The organism is Oricola cellulosilytica (genome assembly GCF_019966575.1).
GTDB lineage: Bacteria > Pseudomonadota > Alphaproteobacteria > Rhizobiales > Rhizobiaceae > Oricola > Oricola cellulosilytica.
The window spans coordinates 146,334-161,033 of record NZ_JAINFK010000007.1 but is presented as its reverse complement, the minus strand read 5'-3'; the positions used below and the strand labels follow the sequence as shown (position 1 = coordinate 161,033).

The window sequence follows — 14,700 nt, the reverse complement described above, 5'->3', positions numbered from 1 at the left end:
GTGCAACGGCTTGTCTCAGCGGGAATGATGCTCTTTCTTGGAGCCGTGGCGGCTGACGCCGACACGCTCACCTACGAAAACGAACGCTTTGGCACAAGCATCTCGTTCCCCGCTGACGTGTTCGACAGGATCGATCCAGCACCATCGAATGGAGACGGCAGGACCTTTGTTTCATCTGACGATGCGGAACTCATTGTGTTTGCACGCAGAAAGGCCGATGGCGTTACCGTGCAATCACTGCTGAAGCAACTTGTCGATGTCGCTTCGGCGAACGGCATTCCGGCAACCTACAAGGCATCCGGCAAGAACTGGCTCGTTGTGTCGGGCTATGACGACAATATCATTTATTACGAGCGCCACGAATTTGGTTCCAACGGCGTAATCCACACAATGACGATGCGGTATCCTGTGCGGTTTCGCGACAAGTACGATCCGTTTGTGGGGCCAATCGCGCGCTCGCTGGACGGCCCGTGATTTAGACATCGCACGTACCGGGGGCGAGTTCGATGCCGCCCCGTCGCACAGAGCACGAATTTTGAAAATGGTGGCGATCAGGCGACTCGTATCCGGGCAACGGCACACCCTGAGAGAAGGGTCGGTCTGCTCGAAGATTTGTGAGATCAACGATCCATTCGATGGTGAAATCAGACCATTAGCGGGGTGGGACTCCGCGCTGGACTGAGGCCAAATTTTCGTCTCTCACACTTTCTCGGGAATTTCTTTATGCCCCTGTCTGCGAATACGCGCGCATCATTGCTGATGGCTGGGTCGATGGCGGGCTTCACCATCAACGATGTCTTAGTGAAATCGCTCGGAGAAACGATCAACGCCGGACAGGTCATGTTAGTCCGAGGCCTTATCATGATGGTGTTTCTGGTTGCTTTCGTCCGTGCATCTCGAACAAACATGCCCATTAGAGCGGTCCGAACGAAGCCGATGATGATACGCGTCGCGGCAGAGGCCCTTGCCACCATATTCTTCCTAACTGCCTTGTTCAAAATGCCGATCGCGAACGTGTCGGCAATTCTGCAGGCGCTACCTTTGGCCGTAACCCTCGGCGCCGCGTTATTCTTGAGCGAGCCGGTCGGCATAAGACGTATTTCAGCCATCGGTGTCGGTTTCGTCGGCGTTCTCGTTATTATCCGGCCGGGTCTGGAAGGGTTCAACATCTTCGCTTTATCCGCCATGATGACGGTTGTGTTCGCCGCCACGCGAGACCTCGCCACACGGAGGTTGCCGGTCGAGGTCCCTTCCGTTGCCGTCTCGCTTGTCACGACGATTGCGGTGGCAGCTTGCGGAGCGGTTCTAATGGAGGTTCTTGGTGGGTGGACGCCGATGGATCTGAAAACGTTTGGCGTTCTGGCGATCGCATCGATGTTTCTGTTTGTCGGCTATCAAGGTATCGTTGTTGCCATGCGTGTCGGAGAGGACATTCACGTGGTCGCGCCCTTTCGCTACACCAGCCTGCTGTGGGCTATCACGCTCGGCGCCCTCGTGTTCGGCGAAATCCCGGACGCACTGACCGCTTTCGGGGCGTCGATAATCATTGCAACAGGTTTGTATACGCTCTACCGCGAGCGGCTTGTCTCGCGGAGAGCCGCATCAGCCAATATTTCCGCGGCATCGGTGCCTCCCGCGCGCGGCACCTGAAGCTGATTGACCCGCTCCGACGGGTTGAATTGCAACCATGGCAATATTGCATGGCTGATGTCGCTTAATAGCGTGGCGGACGCGTTGATTCGCACACGTAAAACTCACATTTTCGGTCTAGCTAAGAACGGGGGATCCGATCTGGACTCCCGTCGAAATAAGGAAAATCGAAAATGTCCGGCCAAAATCGGAACAGTCACACCTTCGCCCCTCGTGAAAGCGATCGTTTGATCGCGGAAGCACGCCGACAGAGACGGGCAGCCATCCGCAATATTTTCGGCTCAGTCTTCGGACGCTGATCCGAGCTCAGCTACAGTCGCGCGACTTGGCAACGAGAAGGGCACCTTCCTCGCTTCAACATCGTGTTTAAGGAAGATTGCTCCAACATACACTTCGCTATACCCGTGTCCTTTCGCGATAATCGTCTCGCGATAATTGTCGGCCGAAATGATGAGAAGGACGCCGGGGCGCTCCGGACACGTCGGTTCCTTTCTGATTATCGCAGGCAGCTCAAATCGACGGTATTTTCGGTCCCCTCATCGGCGATCGGGGGAGGCAAATTTTATGGCAAGCCGGGAAATCCCTGTTGCGGATCCATGTCAGAATGTCGAGTGGACAGGACCGCGGCCGTCGATTTTGACATTGGTTCTGTTGACCGCTGTAAGTCCACTGGCAATCAACCTCTTCGTTCCCTCGATGCCAAGCATCGCAGCAGATCTGGGCGCGCCTTACGCAACGGTGCAACTTGGCCTGTCTCTTTACCTGCTCATGACGGCTGCCTTGCAGTTGGTAATCGGACCATTGTCCGATCAGTTGGGACGCCGGCCTGTGATCTACGCCGGCATGGTGCTTTTCCTGATTGGAACGGCAATGTGCGTTTTCGCCAGCAACGCTGCGATGTTTCTAGCCGGGCGCGTTTTCCAGGCAGCGAGTGCGAGCGGTCTTGTCTTGTCCCGCGCCATAGTGCGCGACGTTTATCCGCGCGAGAAATCCGCCAGCATGATTGGTTACGTCGTGATGGGGATGGCCATCGCACCGATGGTAGGTCCTGCGATCGGGGGCTTCATCGACCAGATATCAAACTGGCGCATGTCATTCGTAGCCCTCGGCGCATTCGGAATGATCGCAATCTGCACTGCGCTACTCACTCTACCCGAGACAAACCGATTTCGCGGCGCGCCATTACGTGACCAGATCGCCAGCTATCGTGCACTTCTGCGCCTTCCACTTTTCTGGGTCTATTCGGGCGTTGCCGCATTCACTTCCGGCATTTTCTTCGGTTTCCTTGGCGGTGGCCCGGCTGTCTCCAGCGTCTATCTTGGATTGGGACCATTTTTCTATGGCTTGTATTTCGCCTTTTGCGCTTTCGGCTATTCAGTGGGGAATTTTCTTTCCGGCCGTTTCTCCGAACGACGCGGGCTCGAGCGGATGATGCTTGACGGCGCCCTCATCTCCGTCACCGGTCCGCTTCTCACGATTGTCCTGTTTTCCGCCGGTCTCGAACATCCGCTATCCTTCTTTCTGCCGCTCGCGCTTGTCGGCGTTGGCAACGGCATGACGTTACCTAACGTCACGGCAGCCGCGATCGGTCTGCGCCCTGAGGCGGCCGGTGCCGCCTCCGGCCTCCTCGGCGCACTGCAGATCGGTTTGGGTGCATTAGCATCGGTCGCCGCCGGCGTTATTGTGGGAAAAACGGGCCTCCCAATCCCGCTTTGCTTGTTCCTCGCCGCCTGCGGCCTGATCGCGATCGGCTTTACGCATCAGGCAGTACGGATGACGCGACAGGCCTAATACCAAACGCCCGTTGCAGCCTGAGCGCGAATTGATCACTATCTGACTATGAACAGACATGCACATATTCCCGAAGATCGAGGCTCGGGCATGCTTGTGGCGCCTGACCCGATGGCAGAAGGTCTCTCGCGCGCGGTAGAGGGAATCGACCATACTGGGCGGCCGGTCTCCACGCGGGTCGTCGCCGAGAAACCCCTTACGCTCTACCTGAACCGCCAGGAAATCGTTACAATGATGACGATTGGCGATCATCCGGACCTGCTTGCAATCGGATATCTTCTCAATCAGCACATGCTGGAGCCCCAAAATCCGGTCATCGGCGTCGATTACGACGAGGATCTTGGTGTCGTTGTCGTTCGAACCCAACGCGAGACCAATTACGAGAACAAACTGCAGAAGAAAGTGCGCACCTCCGGCTGCGCGCAGGGCACGGTTTTCGGCGATGTCATGGAGGGTTTCGACGGTATTAAGCTGGACAGGTCGGCGCGACTCAAGACATCCTGGCTTTACGCACTCACCCGCGCGATCAACACGACGCCAAGCCTCTATCTTGAAGCCGGGGCGATCCACGGATGCGTTTTGTGTCACGAAGATCGCCCGCTGGTCTACATGGAGGATGTCGGACGTCACAACGCTGTCGACAAGATTGCTGGCTGGATGCACGTCAATAACGTCGATCCGGAAGATAAGATTTTCTACACGACCGGGCGTCTGACCTCCGAGATGGTGATCAAGACGGTGATGATGCGCATTCCCATTCTAGTGTCACGCTCGGGGTTTACGGCTTGGGGCGTGGACCTGGCCAAATCTGCTGGGCTTACACTGATCGGACGAGCGCGGGGAAAGCGTTTCATCGCTCTCGCCGGGGCCGACCGGATCGACTTCGATCTCGACCCTGACACGATTGGTGACGAAGACCGGACCACCGTACGAAAAGGTGCGCGCAATGGTTGACCGGCATGGTGTTCGCGTTGTCGGGGTGATCCTCGCCGGGGGGCTCTCGCGGCGGATGGGCGGCGGCGATAAACCATTGATGGATCTCGGCGGCCGCCCGATGCTTCAGCACGTGATCGCGCGACTGGAGCCCCAAGTCGAGGCGATCGCCATCAACGCCAATGGCGATCCGAAACGTTTTGCTGAATTCGGAAAACCGGTCGTCGAGGATACGGTGGAGGGGCACGCTGGACCGCTCGCGGGAATACTTTCCGGAATGCTGTGGGCGCATCGATTGGATACCGGTGTCACCCACGTCCTTACCGCGGCCGCGGACACGCCATTCCTTCCCCCTGATCTGGCTGCGCGCCTGACGGAGGAAGCAACCGGCCAAACAACGATCGCGATGGCCGAATCGGATGGACATCGGCACCCGGTTTTTGCGCTCTGGCCGGTTGCGCTCGCGAGCGACTTGCAGGCGTGGATGGCTGCGACCGACACGTACAAGGTCATGGCCTGGGCACGGCGGCACACGCTGATTATGTGCAACTTTGCGCTACTTTCCGATGGCACCGATCCGTTTTTCAACGCCAATACACCCGAGGAACTTGCAAGGGCTGAGGCGATATTGCAGAAGGCGGCGTAATGACAGTTCCGCGCATATTCGGTGTAACCGGCTGGAAAAACTCGGGAAAGACCCGCATGACGGCCGCGCTTGTGCGCGAACTTACGGCCCGCGGCTGGAAAGTGTCGACCGTCAAGCATGCCCATCACGCCTTTGATATCGACCGCGAAAACACCGACAGCTGGAACCACCGGCAGGCCGGCGCACGCGAGGTGGCAATCGTCTCGGGCAAGCGCTGGGCGATCATGCATGAAAATGCCAAGAGAGAGCCAGAGCCTCCGCTGGCTGACATTCTTGCACACCTTTCGCCCTGCGATCTTGTTCTCGTCGAGGGGTATAAGGGCGAGACGCATGAGAAGATCGAGATGCGCAGACGCGAATCCACCACCAAGGCCCGCCTTGCGGATACGGATTCGCACATCGTCGCCGTAGTCAGTGACGAGAAAAAGAGCCGCGGCGAATGTCTGCCGTTTTTCGATCATTCCGAGATCGAAGCCATCGCGAGCTTCATCGAGCGGCGAACCGGCCTGAACAAAGAGAGCGCCGCATGACGGACCGGGGCGGCCGTCGCAAACTGCTGGACGATTGCTTCCTGCACGATACCGACCGGATGCGCCACGCTGACGTTATGGCCCTTTTGCGCAAACGCCTCGCTTGTGTCGCCTCAGTCAAGATCGTTCCTCTCGCCGTGGCACACCGCCGAATTTCCGCACGCGACGTGGTAGCTAACCGGCCTGTACCCATGCATGAAAATTCAGCTGTTGACGGCTACGCTTTCAACCATGCCGATTATGCCGAAAATGCCGGTAAACTCTCTCTGGGCGGGCGCCTTGCCGCGGGCGATACGGAAGCCCGAGATCTCAAGCAGGGGGAATGCGTGCGCATCTTCACGGGAGCCGTCATGCCGGACGGAGCCGACACGGTAGCGATGCAGGAGGATTGCCGGATCGAGGGCGAGATGATCCTGATCCCGGAAGGACTAAAGGCAGGCGCCAATTGCCGCCACAGCGGCGAGGATCTCGCCACCGGCGAGACGGTGGTTCCGGCTGGACAGATCATCCGCGCCCAGGATATTGCCGCCCTTGCCTCGATGGGCCTCGCCGAGATTCAAGTCAGATCGCGCTTGCGAGTAGCCGTCATGTCTACCGGAAACGAGCTTGTGGCGCCGGGCGGTACCATCAGACATGGCCAAGTGTTCGATTCCAACGCGATCATGTTGCGAACGCTCGTCGAATCGCTCGGTGGCCTCGTGACCGATATTGGTATTGTCGAAGACCGTGCGGAGCGCATAGAGAGCGCCTTGGCAGAAGCCGCCAAGAGCCATGATCTCGTCATTACCAGCGGTGGCGCCTCACGCGGCGAGGAAGACCACATGCTCGCCGCACTGGACAGGCTTGGGAAGCGCCACCTCTGGCAGATCGCCATAAAGCCGGGCCGGCCGATGATGTTCGGTCAGATTGGCGACTGCGTGGTACTCAGTCTGCCCGGCAATCCGGTCGCGGCTTTCGTCTGTTTCCTGCTTTACGTCCGAACCGCAATGGATGCTTTGGCTGGCGCCGACCATAGAGACCCGGTGCGTTATCCGCTGCCGGCGGCCTTCGACATTCCGAAGAAGAAGCGCGACCGCCGCGAGTTCCTGCGCGGCCACTTGGTGCCAAAGACCGCCGACGGAGCGCTGACCGTGGCAAAGTACCCGCAGGACGGCTCGGGGCTTATTTCGGGGCTGCGTGCGGCCGACGGCCTTATCGAGCTTGGGGAAGAAGTTACGAGTGTGCGCCGTGGCGATATGGTCGATTTCATTCCTTTCGCCGAATTCGGGGTTGTATGAGCGTTGAAACTTGAAGCCCTTAACAGGCGCGATCGGTACGCCGGTTATTCGCTGATCTCGATCGCAGCGCATTGGACCACAGCAATTCTGGTGACCGCCCTTCTCCTCCTTCGTCAAGATGACGTTCGCCCGATTCACGTCGGGATCGGGCTGATTGCCGCGCCAGTACTTCTATTCCACGCCTGGTGGCGGTTTCGGAGGGGGTTTCCGCGTGTCCCGGATCAGCCCGCGCTCCTCAATCTGGTGGCGCGGCTCGTCCAAATCGGCTTCCTCCTGAGCATTCTCGCCGGGGTTGCGGCGGGTCTGCTAATTCCGCCGCTAGCCGGAGAACCACTGACATTCTTCGGGTTGCTAGAACTCGGGATTCCATCCATCGACTATCCGCCCGCGCTGGTTTTTTTCAAACAGGTACACGCCGTTGCAGGTTACGCCTTCGTGCCGCTCCTCGCGCTCCATATCCTGTTCGCCGCAAAACACGCCATTATCGACAAGGACGCGTTGATATGGCGCATGTTGAAACCCGTTCGCGGCGGACATTAACGCCGAGTTTGAGGCGACCGGACGGCGATTTAACGGTTGCAATTCTTGAAGAAACAATGGGAATATCAGCCCTCAAGCCCGGGAGGATTTTGAAGGGCTTTCATTGAGGCATGACAATGCCTTGCACGAAAAGATTGATACAATGAGGAAAGTAACATGCGTTTGACGAGCGGACTTCTTGCCGCAACTGCGGCGATTGCGCTGACGATTGGCGGCGCACAAGCCGACAATCATGCCATGAAGATCAAGATTGGCACGGAAGGCGCTTATCCGCCCTTCAACAACCTGGAAGCTGATGGATCGTTGGTCGGATTTGATATCGATATTGCCAAAGCGCTCTGCGATGAAATGAAGGCCGATTGCGAATTCGTCACGCAGGATTGGGACGGAATCATCCCGGCCCTCCTCGCAGGCAAGTTCGACGCAATTATCGCATCCATGTCCATCACCGAGGAACGCAAGGAAAAGGTCGACTTCACGAACAAGTATTACAACTCGCCGCCGGCAATCGCCGTCCCGAAGGACAGCGACATCACCGAGGCGACCGATGCCGGGCTTTCCGGCAAGACGATTGGAGCCCAGTCGGCGACGACGCATTCGAACTACGCGGAAGAGAAGTTGTCGTCGGCAGAAATCAAGCTTTATCCGACGCCGGACGAATACAAGCTCGATATAGCCAACGGCCGCATCGACGCGGTGATCGACGACGTCATCGTCCTCTCGGAATGGCTTGCGACCGAAGACGGAGCCTGCTGCAAGATTCTCGGGACGCTGACGCCCGATCCGGTGATCAACGGCGAAGGTGCGGGCATCGCAATCCGCAAGGGTGAGGACGAACTGCGCGAGAAGTTCAATGCCGCCATTGACGCAATCATAGCCAACGGCACCTACAAGGAGATCAACGACAAGTATTTTGACGTTGACGTGTACGGCGGCTAATTGACTGTCTGTTTGCCGGGCGGCACTTGCCCGCCCGGCACTTCCTCCGGCAAAACGTTGTTTGCGGGTGGAATGAACGGTAAGCGAGTTGGATGGATAAATATCTGACGTTGCTCAGCTTCGGCAATGAGGGCTGGGGCGACGAGATCTTGTGGGGCGTGGTCATCACCATTTCCCTAGCCCTTGTGACGCTGCCGCTCGGACTTTTCATCGGTTTTCTAATCGCGCTTGCAAAGCAGAGCAGCGAATGGTCGCTGCGAACGGCAGCCGATGTCTACACAACCATCTTTCGTGGACTTCCGGAGCTCCTGACTCTGTTTCTGGTCTATTACGGCCTGCAGATCGGACTTCAGCAGGGGCTCAACGCAATCGGCGCGCAGACCAGTGTGGAAATCAACTCGTTTGCGGCGGGAGTTGTGGCACTTGCCCTCGTTTTTTCCTCATACGCCAGCGAGGTGTTCCTGTCGGCCTTCCGGGCAATCCCGAAGGGACAATACGAGGGCGGATATGCGCTCGGAATTCGGCCGCGCAAGGTCATGCGCCTGATCATCCTTCCGCAACTGGTCCGCATCGCACTCCCCGGCCTGGGCAATCTCTGGATGATTCTTCTCAAAGACACGGCTCTCGTGTCCGCCATCGGACTCACTGACATCCTGCGCCAGACCGGCGTGGCGGCCCGCGTTACCAAGGAGGCATTTCTGTTCTTCGGTCTCGCATTTCTGCTTTTTCTGGCGCTTGCTTTGCTGTCGTCAGTGGCGCTGACCCGCATCGAGGCGTATGGCAAACGAAGCGAGCAGGCCCGATGACTTCGGTAATCGACGCGTATGCGCCCTCGGAACCGGCACCGCCCGTCCCGCCAAGGCCATGGACACGCAGCCGCATCGCCGGGGTCCTCATTATGGCTTTCTGGATTGCCGCTGGAGCGGGCTTGATTTTCTATCTCGCGGCTGCCTGGGATTCCGACAAGGTCGCGCGATACGGCCCGCGACTTTTCTCCGGTCTCCAAACGACACTTGCACTGGTGGGCATTTCCGTCGTCGCAGGCGCCATTCTTTCCGTACCGGTTGCGCTCGGTCGCCTGTCCAAAAACCCGGTCTTCAGCCGCCTTGCTTTCGGCTATGTCTACCTGTTCCGCGGCACGCCACTGATCGCCCAACTTTTCCTGATCTATTACGGCCTCGGCTCGTTCCGGCCGCAACTCGAAGCAGTCGGTCTCTGGGTCTTCTTTCGCGATGCATGGAACTGCGCCGTTTTCGCATTTTCGTTGAACACAGCGGCTTACCAAGCCGAAATTCTTCGCGGTGCGATAGAAAGCGTTCCAACGGGTCAATGGGAGGCTGCGAAAGCGCTCGGGTTATCCCGGCTGCAGACATTCCGGAAGATCATTCTGCCGCAGGCTTTGATCGTGGCGCTGCGGCCTTACGGAAACGAACTCATCCTCATGATCAAGGGATCTGCTATCGTCGCTCTGGTGACGGTGTTGGACCTGATGGGAGAAACGCGGCGTGCCTTCTCTCGCACATACGATTTTCAGGTCTATATCTGGGCGGCCGTATTTTATTTCGTCATCGTTGAAGCGCTTCGCAACATCTGGAATGCGCTGGAAGCAAGGCTTACTCGTCATCTGGTCCGTTAGCGGATGCTAGCCGTGGAATCGCGCGTGGCGCTTGAGCCATGAGACAAACGCCTTGAGCGGAGGCCGCATCATCCCGGGACGGGTCACGATATAGTAACCCGACCCGGGTCTTTCATCTTCAAATAACACTCGCAGATGGCCCGTCTGGATATCGGTCTCAACAAATGCTCGGGCGGTCGCTGAAATTCCGTCACCACGCCGCAGCCCATCCAGGACCATGTAGCCCGGCAAGTGAGTGACATTCAGCTTGCGCGCTGCAATCACGCCCTGCCTCTGCATCCACATCGACACCTCGTTCGTGCCAAGTTCCTGCAACCAGGGAAATTGGAGTAACGACTCAGGATCCTGGAATTCGTTGTCTCCCACGAGCGAACGCGCGGCCACGACGACGAAATTCGTCGCGAGCAACTGCTCGGCTTCTACACCCGCCCATTCACCGCGTCCAAAGCGTATCGCGACATCAGTGTCGCCGGGTCTCAGGTCAACAACTTCCGCTGTGGGATTCAGCATTAGTTCGATATCCGGATGATCGAGCCGGAAGTCCGAAATGCGCGGCATCAACCAACTGACGGCAAAGGTCGGCGTCATCGTCACCTTGAGTGGACGTGATTGTTCTTCCTCGGCAAAGAGATCGACCGCTCGACGTATGGATTGAAAGGCGTCTTCCAGATGGGTGGCGAGAAGCGCACCTTCGGCGGTCAACGCCAAGCCGCGCCCGTCCCGCGTAACCAACGTTGCGCCCAGATGCTTTTCGAGCGCCCTGACTTGCTGGCTGACGGCAGCATGACTCACATTGAGCGCACGGCCAGCATGCGAAAAACTCAGCGCGTCAGCAACTGCCGAAAAGGCCCTCAAACTGTTCAGCGATGGAATTCCCCGCCAGTCCATATGAAAGCTCATCTAACATATCTGAATTATTCCTGACTGGCATTTCCGATGCCAAAGGTCAACATTGGGAACCACCAGAACTGACCAGGAGCGGTACGATGCTGAACATTTTTGCCGACACGCTGAAAACTGCAGTGCTTGCAGATCGCGGCGCTTATGAAAGCGGCGTGAAATCCCGCGGCTTTGCGTGGTCGGCGCGGCGTTCGGGCCCAATCGTCAGAAAATTACCGAACGAAATGAGAGCGACCTCATTCACCTGCGCGGGCAAGAGCTACAAGATCGCGACCTCGGCGCCACGGCATGCCCTGCCACGCCATAGACCTCGATTTTTCAGTTTTTGAGCGTTCACATCCGGGCAGTTCGTAAATCGGCCTGATCGGTCTTTGACCCTCTCCAGCGATCGTCTATGTCAAAGGACAGTTCTTGGAGAGGATCGAAGGCATGGCAAAAGTAACGTTCATCGGCCTTGGTGTAATGGGCTATCATATGGCCGGTCATTTGGCCGCAAAAGGCGGGCACGACGTCACTGTCTACAACCGCACCCAAGCCAAGGCACAGAAATGGGTCGATCAGTTCGGTGGAGCGATGGCGGCGACTCCCAGGGAGGCTGCCCGAGACTGCGATTTCGTATTCTGTTGCGTCGGCAATGACGACGACCTCAGGTCGGTTACGCTTGGCGAAGACGGCGCCTTTTCCGGAATGAAAGATGGCTCGATTTTCATCGACAACACGACGGCTTCGGCCGATGTCGCACGCGAATTGCGCGCAGCTGCTGATGATAGCGGTTTCGGCTTCATAGACGCGCCGGTTTCAGGAGGTGAGGCCGGCGCAGTGAACGGGGTTCTCACCGTAATGTGCGGTGGTGATGATAAAGTCTTCGAGCGCGCCAAACCGGTGATCGAGAGCTTCGCGCGCATGGTTGGCCTGATGGGCCCGACCGGCGCAGGCCAATTGACCAAGATGGTCAATCAGATCTGCATTGCCGGCCTCGTTCAGGGCCTTTCCGAAGGCATCAATTTTGGCCTCAAGGCGGGCTTGGACATGGCAAAGGTGATCGACGTCATTTCCAAGGGGGCGGCCGGCTCATGGCAAATGGAAAACCGTCACAAGACCATGATTGACGGCAAATACGATCACGGCTTCGCTGTCGACTGGATGCGCAAGGACTTGGGAATCATCCTGTCGGAAGCCGACAATATCGGCGCGGCCGTTCCTGCAACAGCCCTTATCGACCAGTTCTACAAGGAGGTCCAATCGATGGGTGGCAACCGGTGGGACACCTCCTCCCTGCTGGCGCGCCTGCAGAAATTCGACGGAGACCGAAAGCCCTGAACCACCTCGAAAGCCCGGAGGGCGGCAGCGGTCCGCACGGGTGATGGCGAGAAACTCTCTTAATCAGACCTGACCGCCCGATATCGCTAAATGCCAAATGGAAAGGAAAGGCTAGAACCCCTCGGCACCCTCTTTGACGATTTCGCTCAGCATCGCATTGACCTCATCGCGCGGCCCGCCTTCGGGCAAACGGCGAAAGCCGACTTTCACCTGCCCCGGCTCGTCCGCTCTTTCGTAAACGAAAACCACGTAGGGACAGTAGGCGATGTCTTCAGGCTCGACCTCCATCACCTTGCGCGAAATCACGGCAGAGCAAAACGTGAAAAACTCCGCATCGGTATAGATCTGCTTTTCCGCGCCCACATCCTCGGCTGTCCGCTTGAGCATGTCGCCAATAAAGCCGTGGTAGTCGATCTTGTAGCCGCGATTGACGATCGCGTCCTCGACAGCTTGTGAGACATCTTCAAACGAACTTGTACTGACGTTCGTCTCCACATCTTCGGCAGCGATCGCCGCGCCGCAAAAAAGCGCACCAGCCAAGGCGGCTCCAAGAAATTTCAATGTCATTGAACTTCTCCCTGTTTGAGACGGAGCAAACATAGCAGCCGAAGGCGCCTGGCAAATTGATCGCCATCAAAACTGGAACGGTCTCCGGCTGAAGGATCAGGCCTTGCCGAGCACCATGTAGTCAAGGGGCAACTCGGTCGTGTACTTGATCTGCTCCATGGCGAAAGCAGACGAAACATCGCGAATTTCGATCTTCGAGATTAGCCGCTTGTAGAAGGCGTCATATGCAGCGATGTCAGGAACGACGACCCGCAGCAAGTAATCAACGTCGCCGCTCATTCGGTAGAACTCGGCTACTTCCGGAAACTCCACAATGACCTCGGAAAACCGCCTCAACCATTCCGTCGAGTGCGAATTGGTGCGGATCGAAACAAATACGGTGACCCGGGCATTGATCTTTTCCGCGTCGAGCAGTGCCACCCGCTTCCGGATAACGCCCTCTTCCTCGAGCTTCTGGATGCGCCGCCAGCAGGGCGTGGTGGAAAGTCCGACCTTCTTTGCCAGGTCAGCGACCGCGATAGTGGAATCCTCCTGCAGCAGCCGCAGGATTCGTCGATCGAGCTTGTCCATTTGGCAACCTCTTGGAAAATTTTTTCGTTTTCCTCCAAATATCACCTAACATGTAAAAAACAATTCCTGCAATGCGCAAAAATTACGCCGCGAGCCGTGCGACCTCCGCTCGCAACACTGGCAGAATCTCCGTATCGAACCACGGGTTTCTCTTGAGCCAGGTGTTGTTGCGCCACGAGGGATGCGGCAGGGGCAAGATGCGCGGACGAGTCATGACGTCAGATTTTGCAGCCTCGAACACCGCGCGCCAATTGTTGACTGTCTCGGTGAGCGTCGGCCTTACCTGGTCGCCCATGTGATAGGTCTGCGCGTAGCGTCCAACGGCAAGGATCAGTTCGAGTTGAGGCATGGCGGCAAACACGGCGTCATGCCAGTGCTCACGGCACTCGCGCCGCGGCGGAAGATCGCCGCCCTTCTTGTCGTGACCGGGGAAACAGAAGCCCATCGGCACGATCGCCACGCGACCCGGATCGTAGAACACGTCCTCATCGATACCCATCCAGTCGCGAAGCCGGTTTCCCGAGGGATCGGTGAACGGTCTGCCCGACTGGTGCACGCGTGTGCCCGGCGCCTGACCGCTGATGCAAATCCTCGCCGTGGTCGACGGAACGCAAACCGGGTTGGGTTCGTGCGGCAGCGCCGCCCCGTATCTCGGCGTGTCGCGGCAGATGCGACATCCGCCGATACTGCGCGACAACTGGCTGATCGTCTCGTTCATGCGGAATAGCTTGGCCGCTCGCGAATCGCGGCATACCAGCGGTGGAGGTTTTCAAGCTTTCCGGGAATCTCGATCCGCGCCGGCTTGCAGAAATCCATGGCGATGACTGCCGTGATATCGGCGACGGTGAAAGCATTGCCGGCCGCAAAGGGCCGGTCAGCGAGTTCTCCGTCAAGAAAGCTCATGAAGTCGAGCGCCTTCGGCTTGTTGGCTTCACCCCACTCGCCGACCTGCGGAACTTCCCATTCCTTCATGGCCGGATGAATATGGCGGAAAGCCTGCGCAACCGGAAAGAGAAGATGGAGTTCGATGCGCCGCTGCCACATTTCGACAAACGCCTGGTCGAAAGGATCCGTTCCGAGCAACGGGGGCTCGGGGGACAGCGACTCGAAGTACCGGCAGATCGCCATTGATTCGCTCAGCACCCGCCCGTCACCCAGTTCGATCACAGGAAGCCTGCGCATCGGGTTGCGGGTGGTCACTGCTTCTTCTTTGTGGCCGAGAGCCCCCATGTCGACAGGCACGATCTCGACCTCGATATCCTTTTCCGCCAGGAACATCCGTACCCGTCGCGGATTGGGCGCACGCCCACCATCATAAAGCTTAATGTCTGCAAATTTGCGGGTCGTCATCAGATGCGCTCTCTTTTCCTGTACGCCGCGCAAACATTCTCCGCAGCCCCA

18 protein-coding genes are annotated in these 14,700 nt (G+C 57.9%); 13 read left to right on the top strand and 5 right to left on the bottom strand.

The genetic code is table 11. The features are described from left to right. From LC298_RS16465 to LC298_RS16415, 11 genes are all read left to right on the top strand, one after another. The gene (locus LC298_RS16465) at positions 1 to 474 is read left to right on the top strand and encodes a hypothetical protein (RefSeq protein ID WP_223385706.1); all 474 of its coding nucleotides are present in this window, start codon (positions 1 to 3) and stop codon (positions 472 to 474) included. Positions 475 to 723: 249 nt separating this feature from the next. Then, positions 724 to 1,650, top strand: a complete 927-nt coding sequence (locus tag LC298_RS16460) for a DMT family transporter (protein ID WP_131570762.1) — start codon at positions 724 to 726, stop codon at positions 1,648 to 1,650. Between the two features lie 642 nt (positions 1,651 to 2,292). Then, positions 2,293 to 3,441 (top strand): multidrug effflux MFS transporter, encoded by a 1,149-nt coding sequence (locus LC298_RS16455; protein ID WP_263289238.1) that lies wholly within the window; start codon positions 2,293 to 2,295, stop codon positions 3,439 to 3,441. A 90-nt stretch (positions 3,442 to 3,531) separates the two neighbouring features. Beyond that, a complete protein-coding gene (locus LC298_RS16450) occupies positions 3,532 to 4,395 on the top strand; it encodes a formate dehydrogenase accessory sulfurtransferase FdhD (protein ID WP_131570766.1) in 864 nt (287 codons plus the stop codon). Next, positions 4,388 to 5,020, top strand: a complete 633-nt coding sequence (gene mobA, locus LC298_RS16445; RefSeq protein WP_131570768.1) for a molybdenum cofactor guanylyltransferase MobA — start codon at positions 4,388 to 4,390, stop codon at positions 5,018 to 5,020. The genes LC298_RS16450 and mobA overlap by 8 nt, the downstream gene beginning before the upstream one ends. Continuing rightward, a complete protein-coding gene (gene mobB / locus LC298_RS16440; RefSeq protein ID WP_131570771.1) occupies positions 5,020 to 5,550 on the top strand; it encodes a molybdopterin-guanine dinucleotide biosynthesis protein B in 531 nt (176 codons plus the stop codon). The genes mobA and mobB overlap by 1 nt, the downstream gene beginning before the upstream one ends. Beyond that, the gene (locus LC298_RS16435) at positions 5,547 to 6,827 is read left to right on the top strand and encodes a molybdopterin molybdotransferase MoeA (RefSeq protein ID WP_131570773.1); all 1,281 of its coding nucleotides are present in this window, start codon (positions 5,547 to 5,549) and stop codon (positions 6,825 to 6,827) included. Before mobB ends, LC298_RS16435 begins: the two co-directional genes overlap by 4 nt. Positions 6,828 to 6,830: 3 nt before the next feature. Continuing rightward, positions 6,831 to 7,367, top strand: a complete 537-nt coding sequence (locus LC298_RS16430; protein WP_131570775.1) for a cytochrome b — start codon at positions 6,831 to 6,833, stop codon at positions 7,365 to 7,367. 156 nt (positions 7,368 to 7,523) lie between these two features. After that, positions 7,524 to 8,306: an ABC transporter substrate-binding protein gene (locus tag LC298_RS16425; protein WP_131570777.1), complete on the top strand. Its 783-nt coding sequence runs from the start codon at positions 7,524 to 7,526 to the stop codon at positions 8,304 to 8,306. 92 nt (positions 8,307 to 8,398) lie between these two features. Beyond that, the gene (locus LC298_RS16420) at positions 8,399 to 9,112 is read left to right on the top strand and encodes an ABC transporter permease (RefSeq protein WP_131570779.1); all 714 of its coding nucleotides are present in this window, start codon (positions 8,399 to 8,401) and stop codon (positions 9,110 to 9,112) included. Continuing rightward, complete coding sequence (locus tag LC298_RS16415; RefSeq protein WP_131570781.1) at positions 9,109 to 9,942, top strand: ABC transporter permease; 834 nt, start codon at positions 9,109 to 9,111, stop codon at positions 9,940 to 9,942. The genes LC298_RS16420 and LC298_RS16415 overlap by 4 nt, the downstream gene beginning before the upstream one ends. A 6-nt stretch (positions 9,943 to 9,948) precedes the next feature. On the opposite strand, the gene LC298_RS16410 is transcribed toward LC298_RS16415, so the two are convergent. Further along, on the bottom strand, positions 9,949 to 10,830 hold the full coding sequence (locus LC298_RS16410; protein ID WP_131570783.1) for a LysR family transcriptional regulator: 882 nt from the start codon (positions 10,828 to 10,830) through the stop codon (positions 9,949 to 9,951). Between the two features lie 98 nt (positions 10,831 to 10,928). Between LC298_RS16410 and LC298_RS16405 the strand changes: the two genes are divergently transcribed. Further along, positions 10,929 to 11,171, top strand: coding sequence for a hypothetical protein (locus tag LC298_RS16405; protein WP_131570785.1), 243 nt, complete (start codon positions 10,929 to 10,931; stop codon positions 11,169 to 11,171). 100 nt (positions 11,172 to 11,271) lie between these two features. Further along, complete coding sequence (locus LC298_RS16400; protein WP_131570787.1) at positions 11,272 to 12,162, top strand: NAD(P)-dependent oxidoreductase; 891 nt, start codon at positions 11,272 to 11,274, stop codon at positions 12,160 to 12,162. 111 nt (positions 12,163 to 12,273) lie between these two features. On the opposite strand, the gene LC298_RS16395 is transcribed toward LC298_RS16400, so the two are convergent. The 4 genes from LC298_RS16395 to LC298_RS16380 all read right to left on the bottom strand — a co-directional run bounded on the left by LC298_RS16395 (position 12,274) and on the right by LC298_RS16380 (position 14,625). Beyond that, positions 12,274 to 12,729, bottom strand: a complete 456-nt coding sequence (locus tag LC298_RS16395; RefSeq protein ID WP_131570789.1) for a DUF302 domain-containing protein — start codon at positions 12,727 to 12,729, stop codon at positions 12,274 to 12,276. A gap of 96 nt (positions 12,730 to 12,825) precedes the next feature. Then, positions 12,826 to 13,299: an Lrp/AsnC family transcriptional regulator gene (locus LC298_RS16390; protein ID WP_131570791.1), complete on the bottom strand. Its 474-nt coding sequence runs from the start codon at positions 13,297 to 13,299 to the stop codon at positions 12,826 to 12,828. An 82-nt stretch (positions 13,300 to 13,381) separates the two neighbouring features. Then, entirely contained in the window at positions 13,382 to 14,017 is a 636-nt protein-coding gene (locus LC298_RS16385; RefSeq protein ID WP_131570794.1) for a uracil-DNA glycosylase family protein, read from the bottom strand. Continuing rightward, positions 14,014 to 14,625: a glutathione S-transferase gene (locus LC298_RS16380; RefSeq protein WP_131571159.1), complete on the bottom strand. Its 612-nt coding sequence runs from the start codon at positions 14,623 to 14,625 to the stop codon at positions 14,014 to 14,016. Before LC298_RS16380 ends, LC298_RS16385 begins: the two co-directional genes overlap by 4 nt. Positions 14,626 to 14,700: the final 75 nt, after the last annotated feature.

Excerpts from the sequence above, each read along its gene's own strand:
- LC298_RS16460 (WP_131570762.1), top strand. The coding sequence starts at position 724 with ATGCCCCTGTCTGCGAATACGCGCGCATCATTGCTGATGGCTGGGTCG.
- mobA (WP_131570768.1), top strand. The coding sequence starts at position 4,388 with ATGGTTGACCGGCATGGTGTTCGCGTTGTCGGGGTGATCCTCGCCGGG.
- LC298_RS16390 (WP_131570791.1), bottom strand. The coding sequence starts at position 13,299 with ATGGACAAGCTCGATCGACGAATCCTGCGGCTGCTGCAGGAGGATTCC.
- LC298_RS16410 (WP_131570783.1), bottom strand. The coding sequence starts at position 10,830 with ATGGACTGGCGGGGAATTCCATCGCTGAACAGTTTGAGGGCCTTTTCG.
- LC298_RS16435 (WP_131570773.1), top strand. The coding sequence starts at position 5,547 with ATGACGGACCGGGGCGGCCGTCGCAAACTGCTGGACGATTGCTTCCTG.
- LC298_RS16405 (WP_131570785.1), top strand. The coding sequence starts at position 10,929 with ATGCTGAACATTTTTGCCGACACGCTGAAAACTGCAGTGCTTGCAGAT.
- mobB (WP_131570771.1), top strand. The coding sequence starts at position 5,020 with ATGACAGTTCCGCGCATATTCGGTGTAACCGGCTGGAAAAACTCGGGA.
- LC298_RS16425 (WP_131570777.1), top strand. The coding sequence starts at position 7,524 with ATGCGTTTGACGAGCGGACTTCTTGCCGCAACTGCGGCGATTGCGCTG.
- LC298_RS16395 (WP_131570789.1), bottom strand. The coding sequence starts at position 12,729 with ATGACATTGAAATTTCTTGGAGCCGCCTTGGCTGGTGCGCTTTTTTGC.
- LC298_RS16385 (WP_131570794.1), bottom strand. The coding sequence starts at position 14,017 with ATGAACGAGACGATCAGCCAGTTGTCGCGCAGTATCGGCGGATGTCGC.
- LC298_RS16420 (WP_131570779.1), top strand. The coding sequence starts at position 8,399 with ATGGATAAATATCTGACGTTGCTCAGCTTCGGCAATGAGGGCTGGGGC.
- LC298_RS16415 (WP_131570781.1), top strand. The coding sequence starts at position 9,109 with ATGACTTCGGTAATCGACGCGTATGCGCCCTCGGAACCGGCACCGCCC.
- LC298_RS16400 (WP_131570787.1), top strand. The coding sequence starts at position 11,272 with ATGGCAAAAGTAACGTTCATCGGCCTTGGTGTAATGGGCTATCATATG.
- LC298_RS16450 (WP_131570766.1), top strand. The coding sequence starts at position 3,532 with ATGCTTGTGGCGCCTGACCCGATGGCAGAAGGTCTCTCGCGCGCGGTA.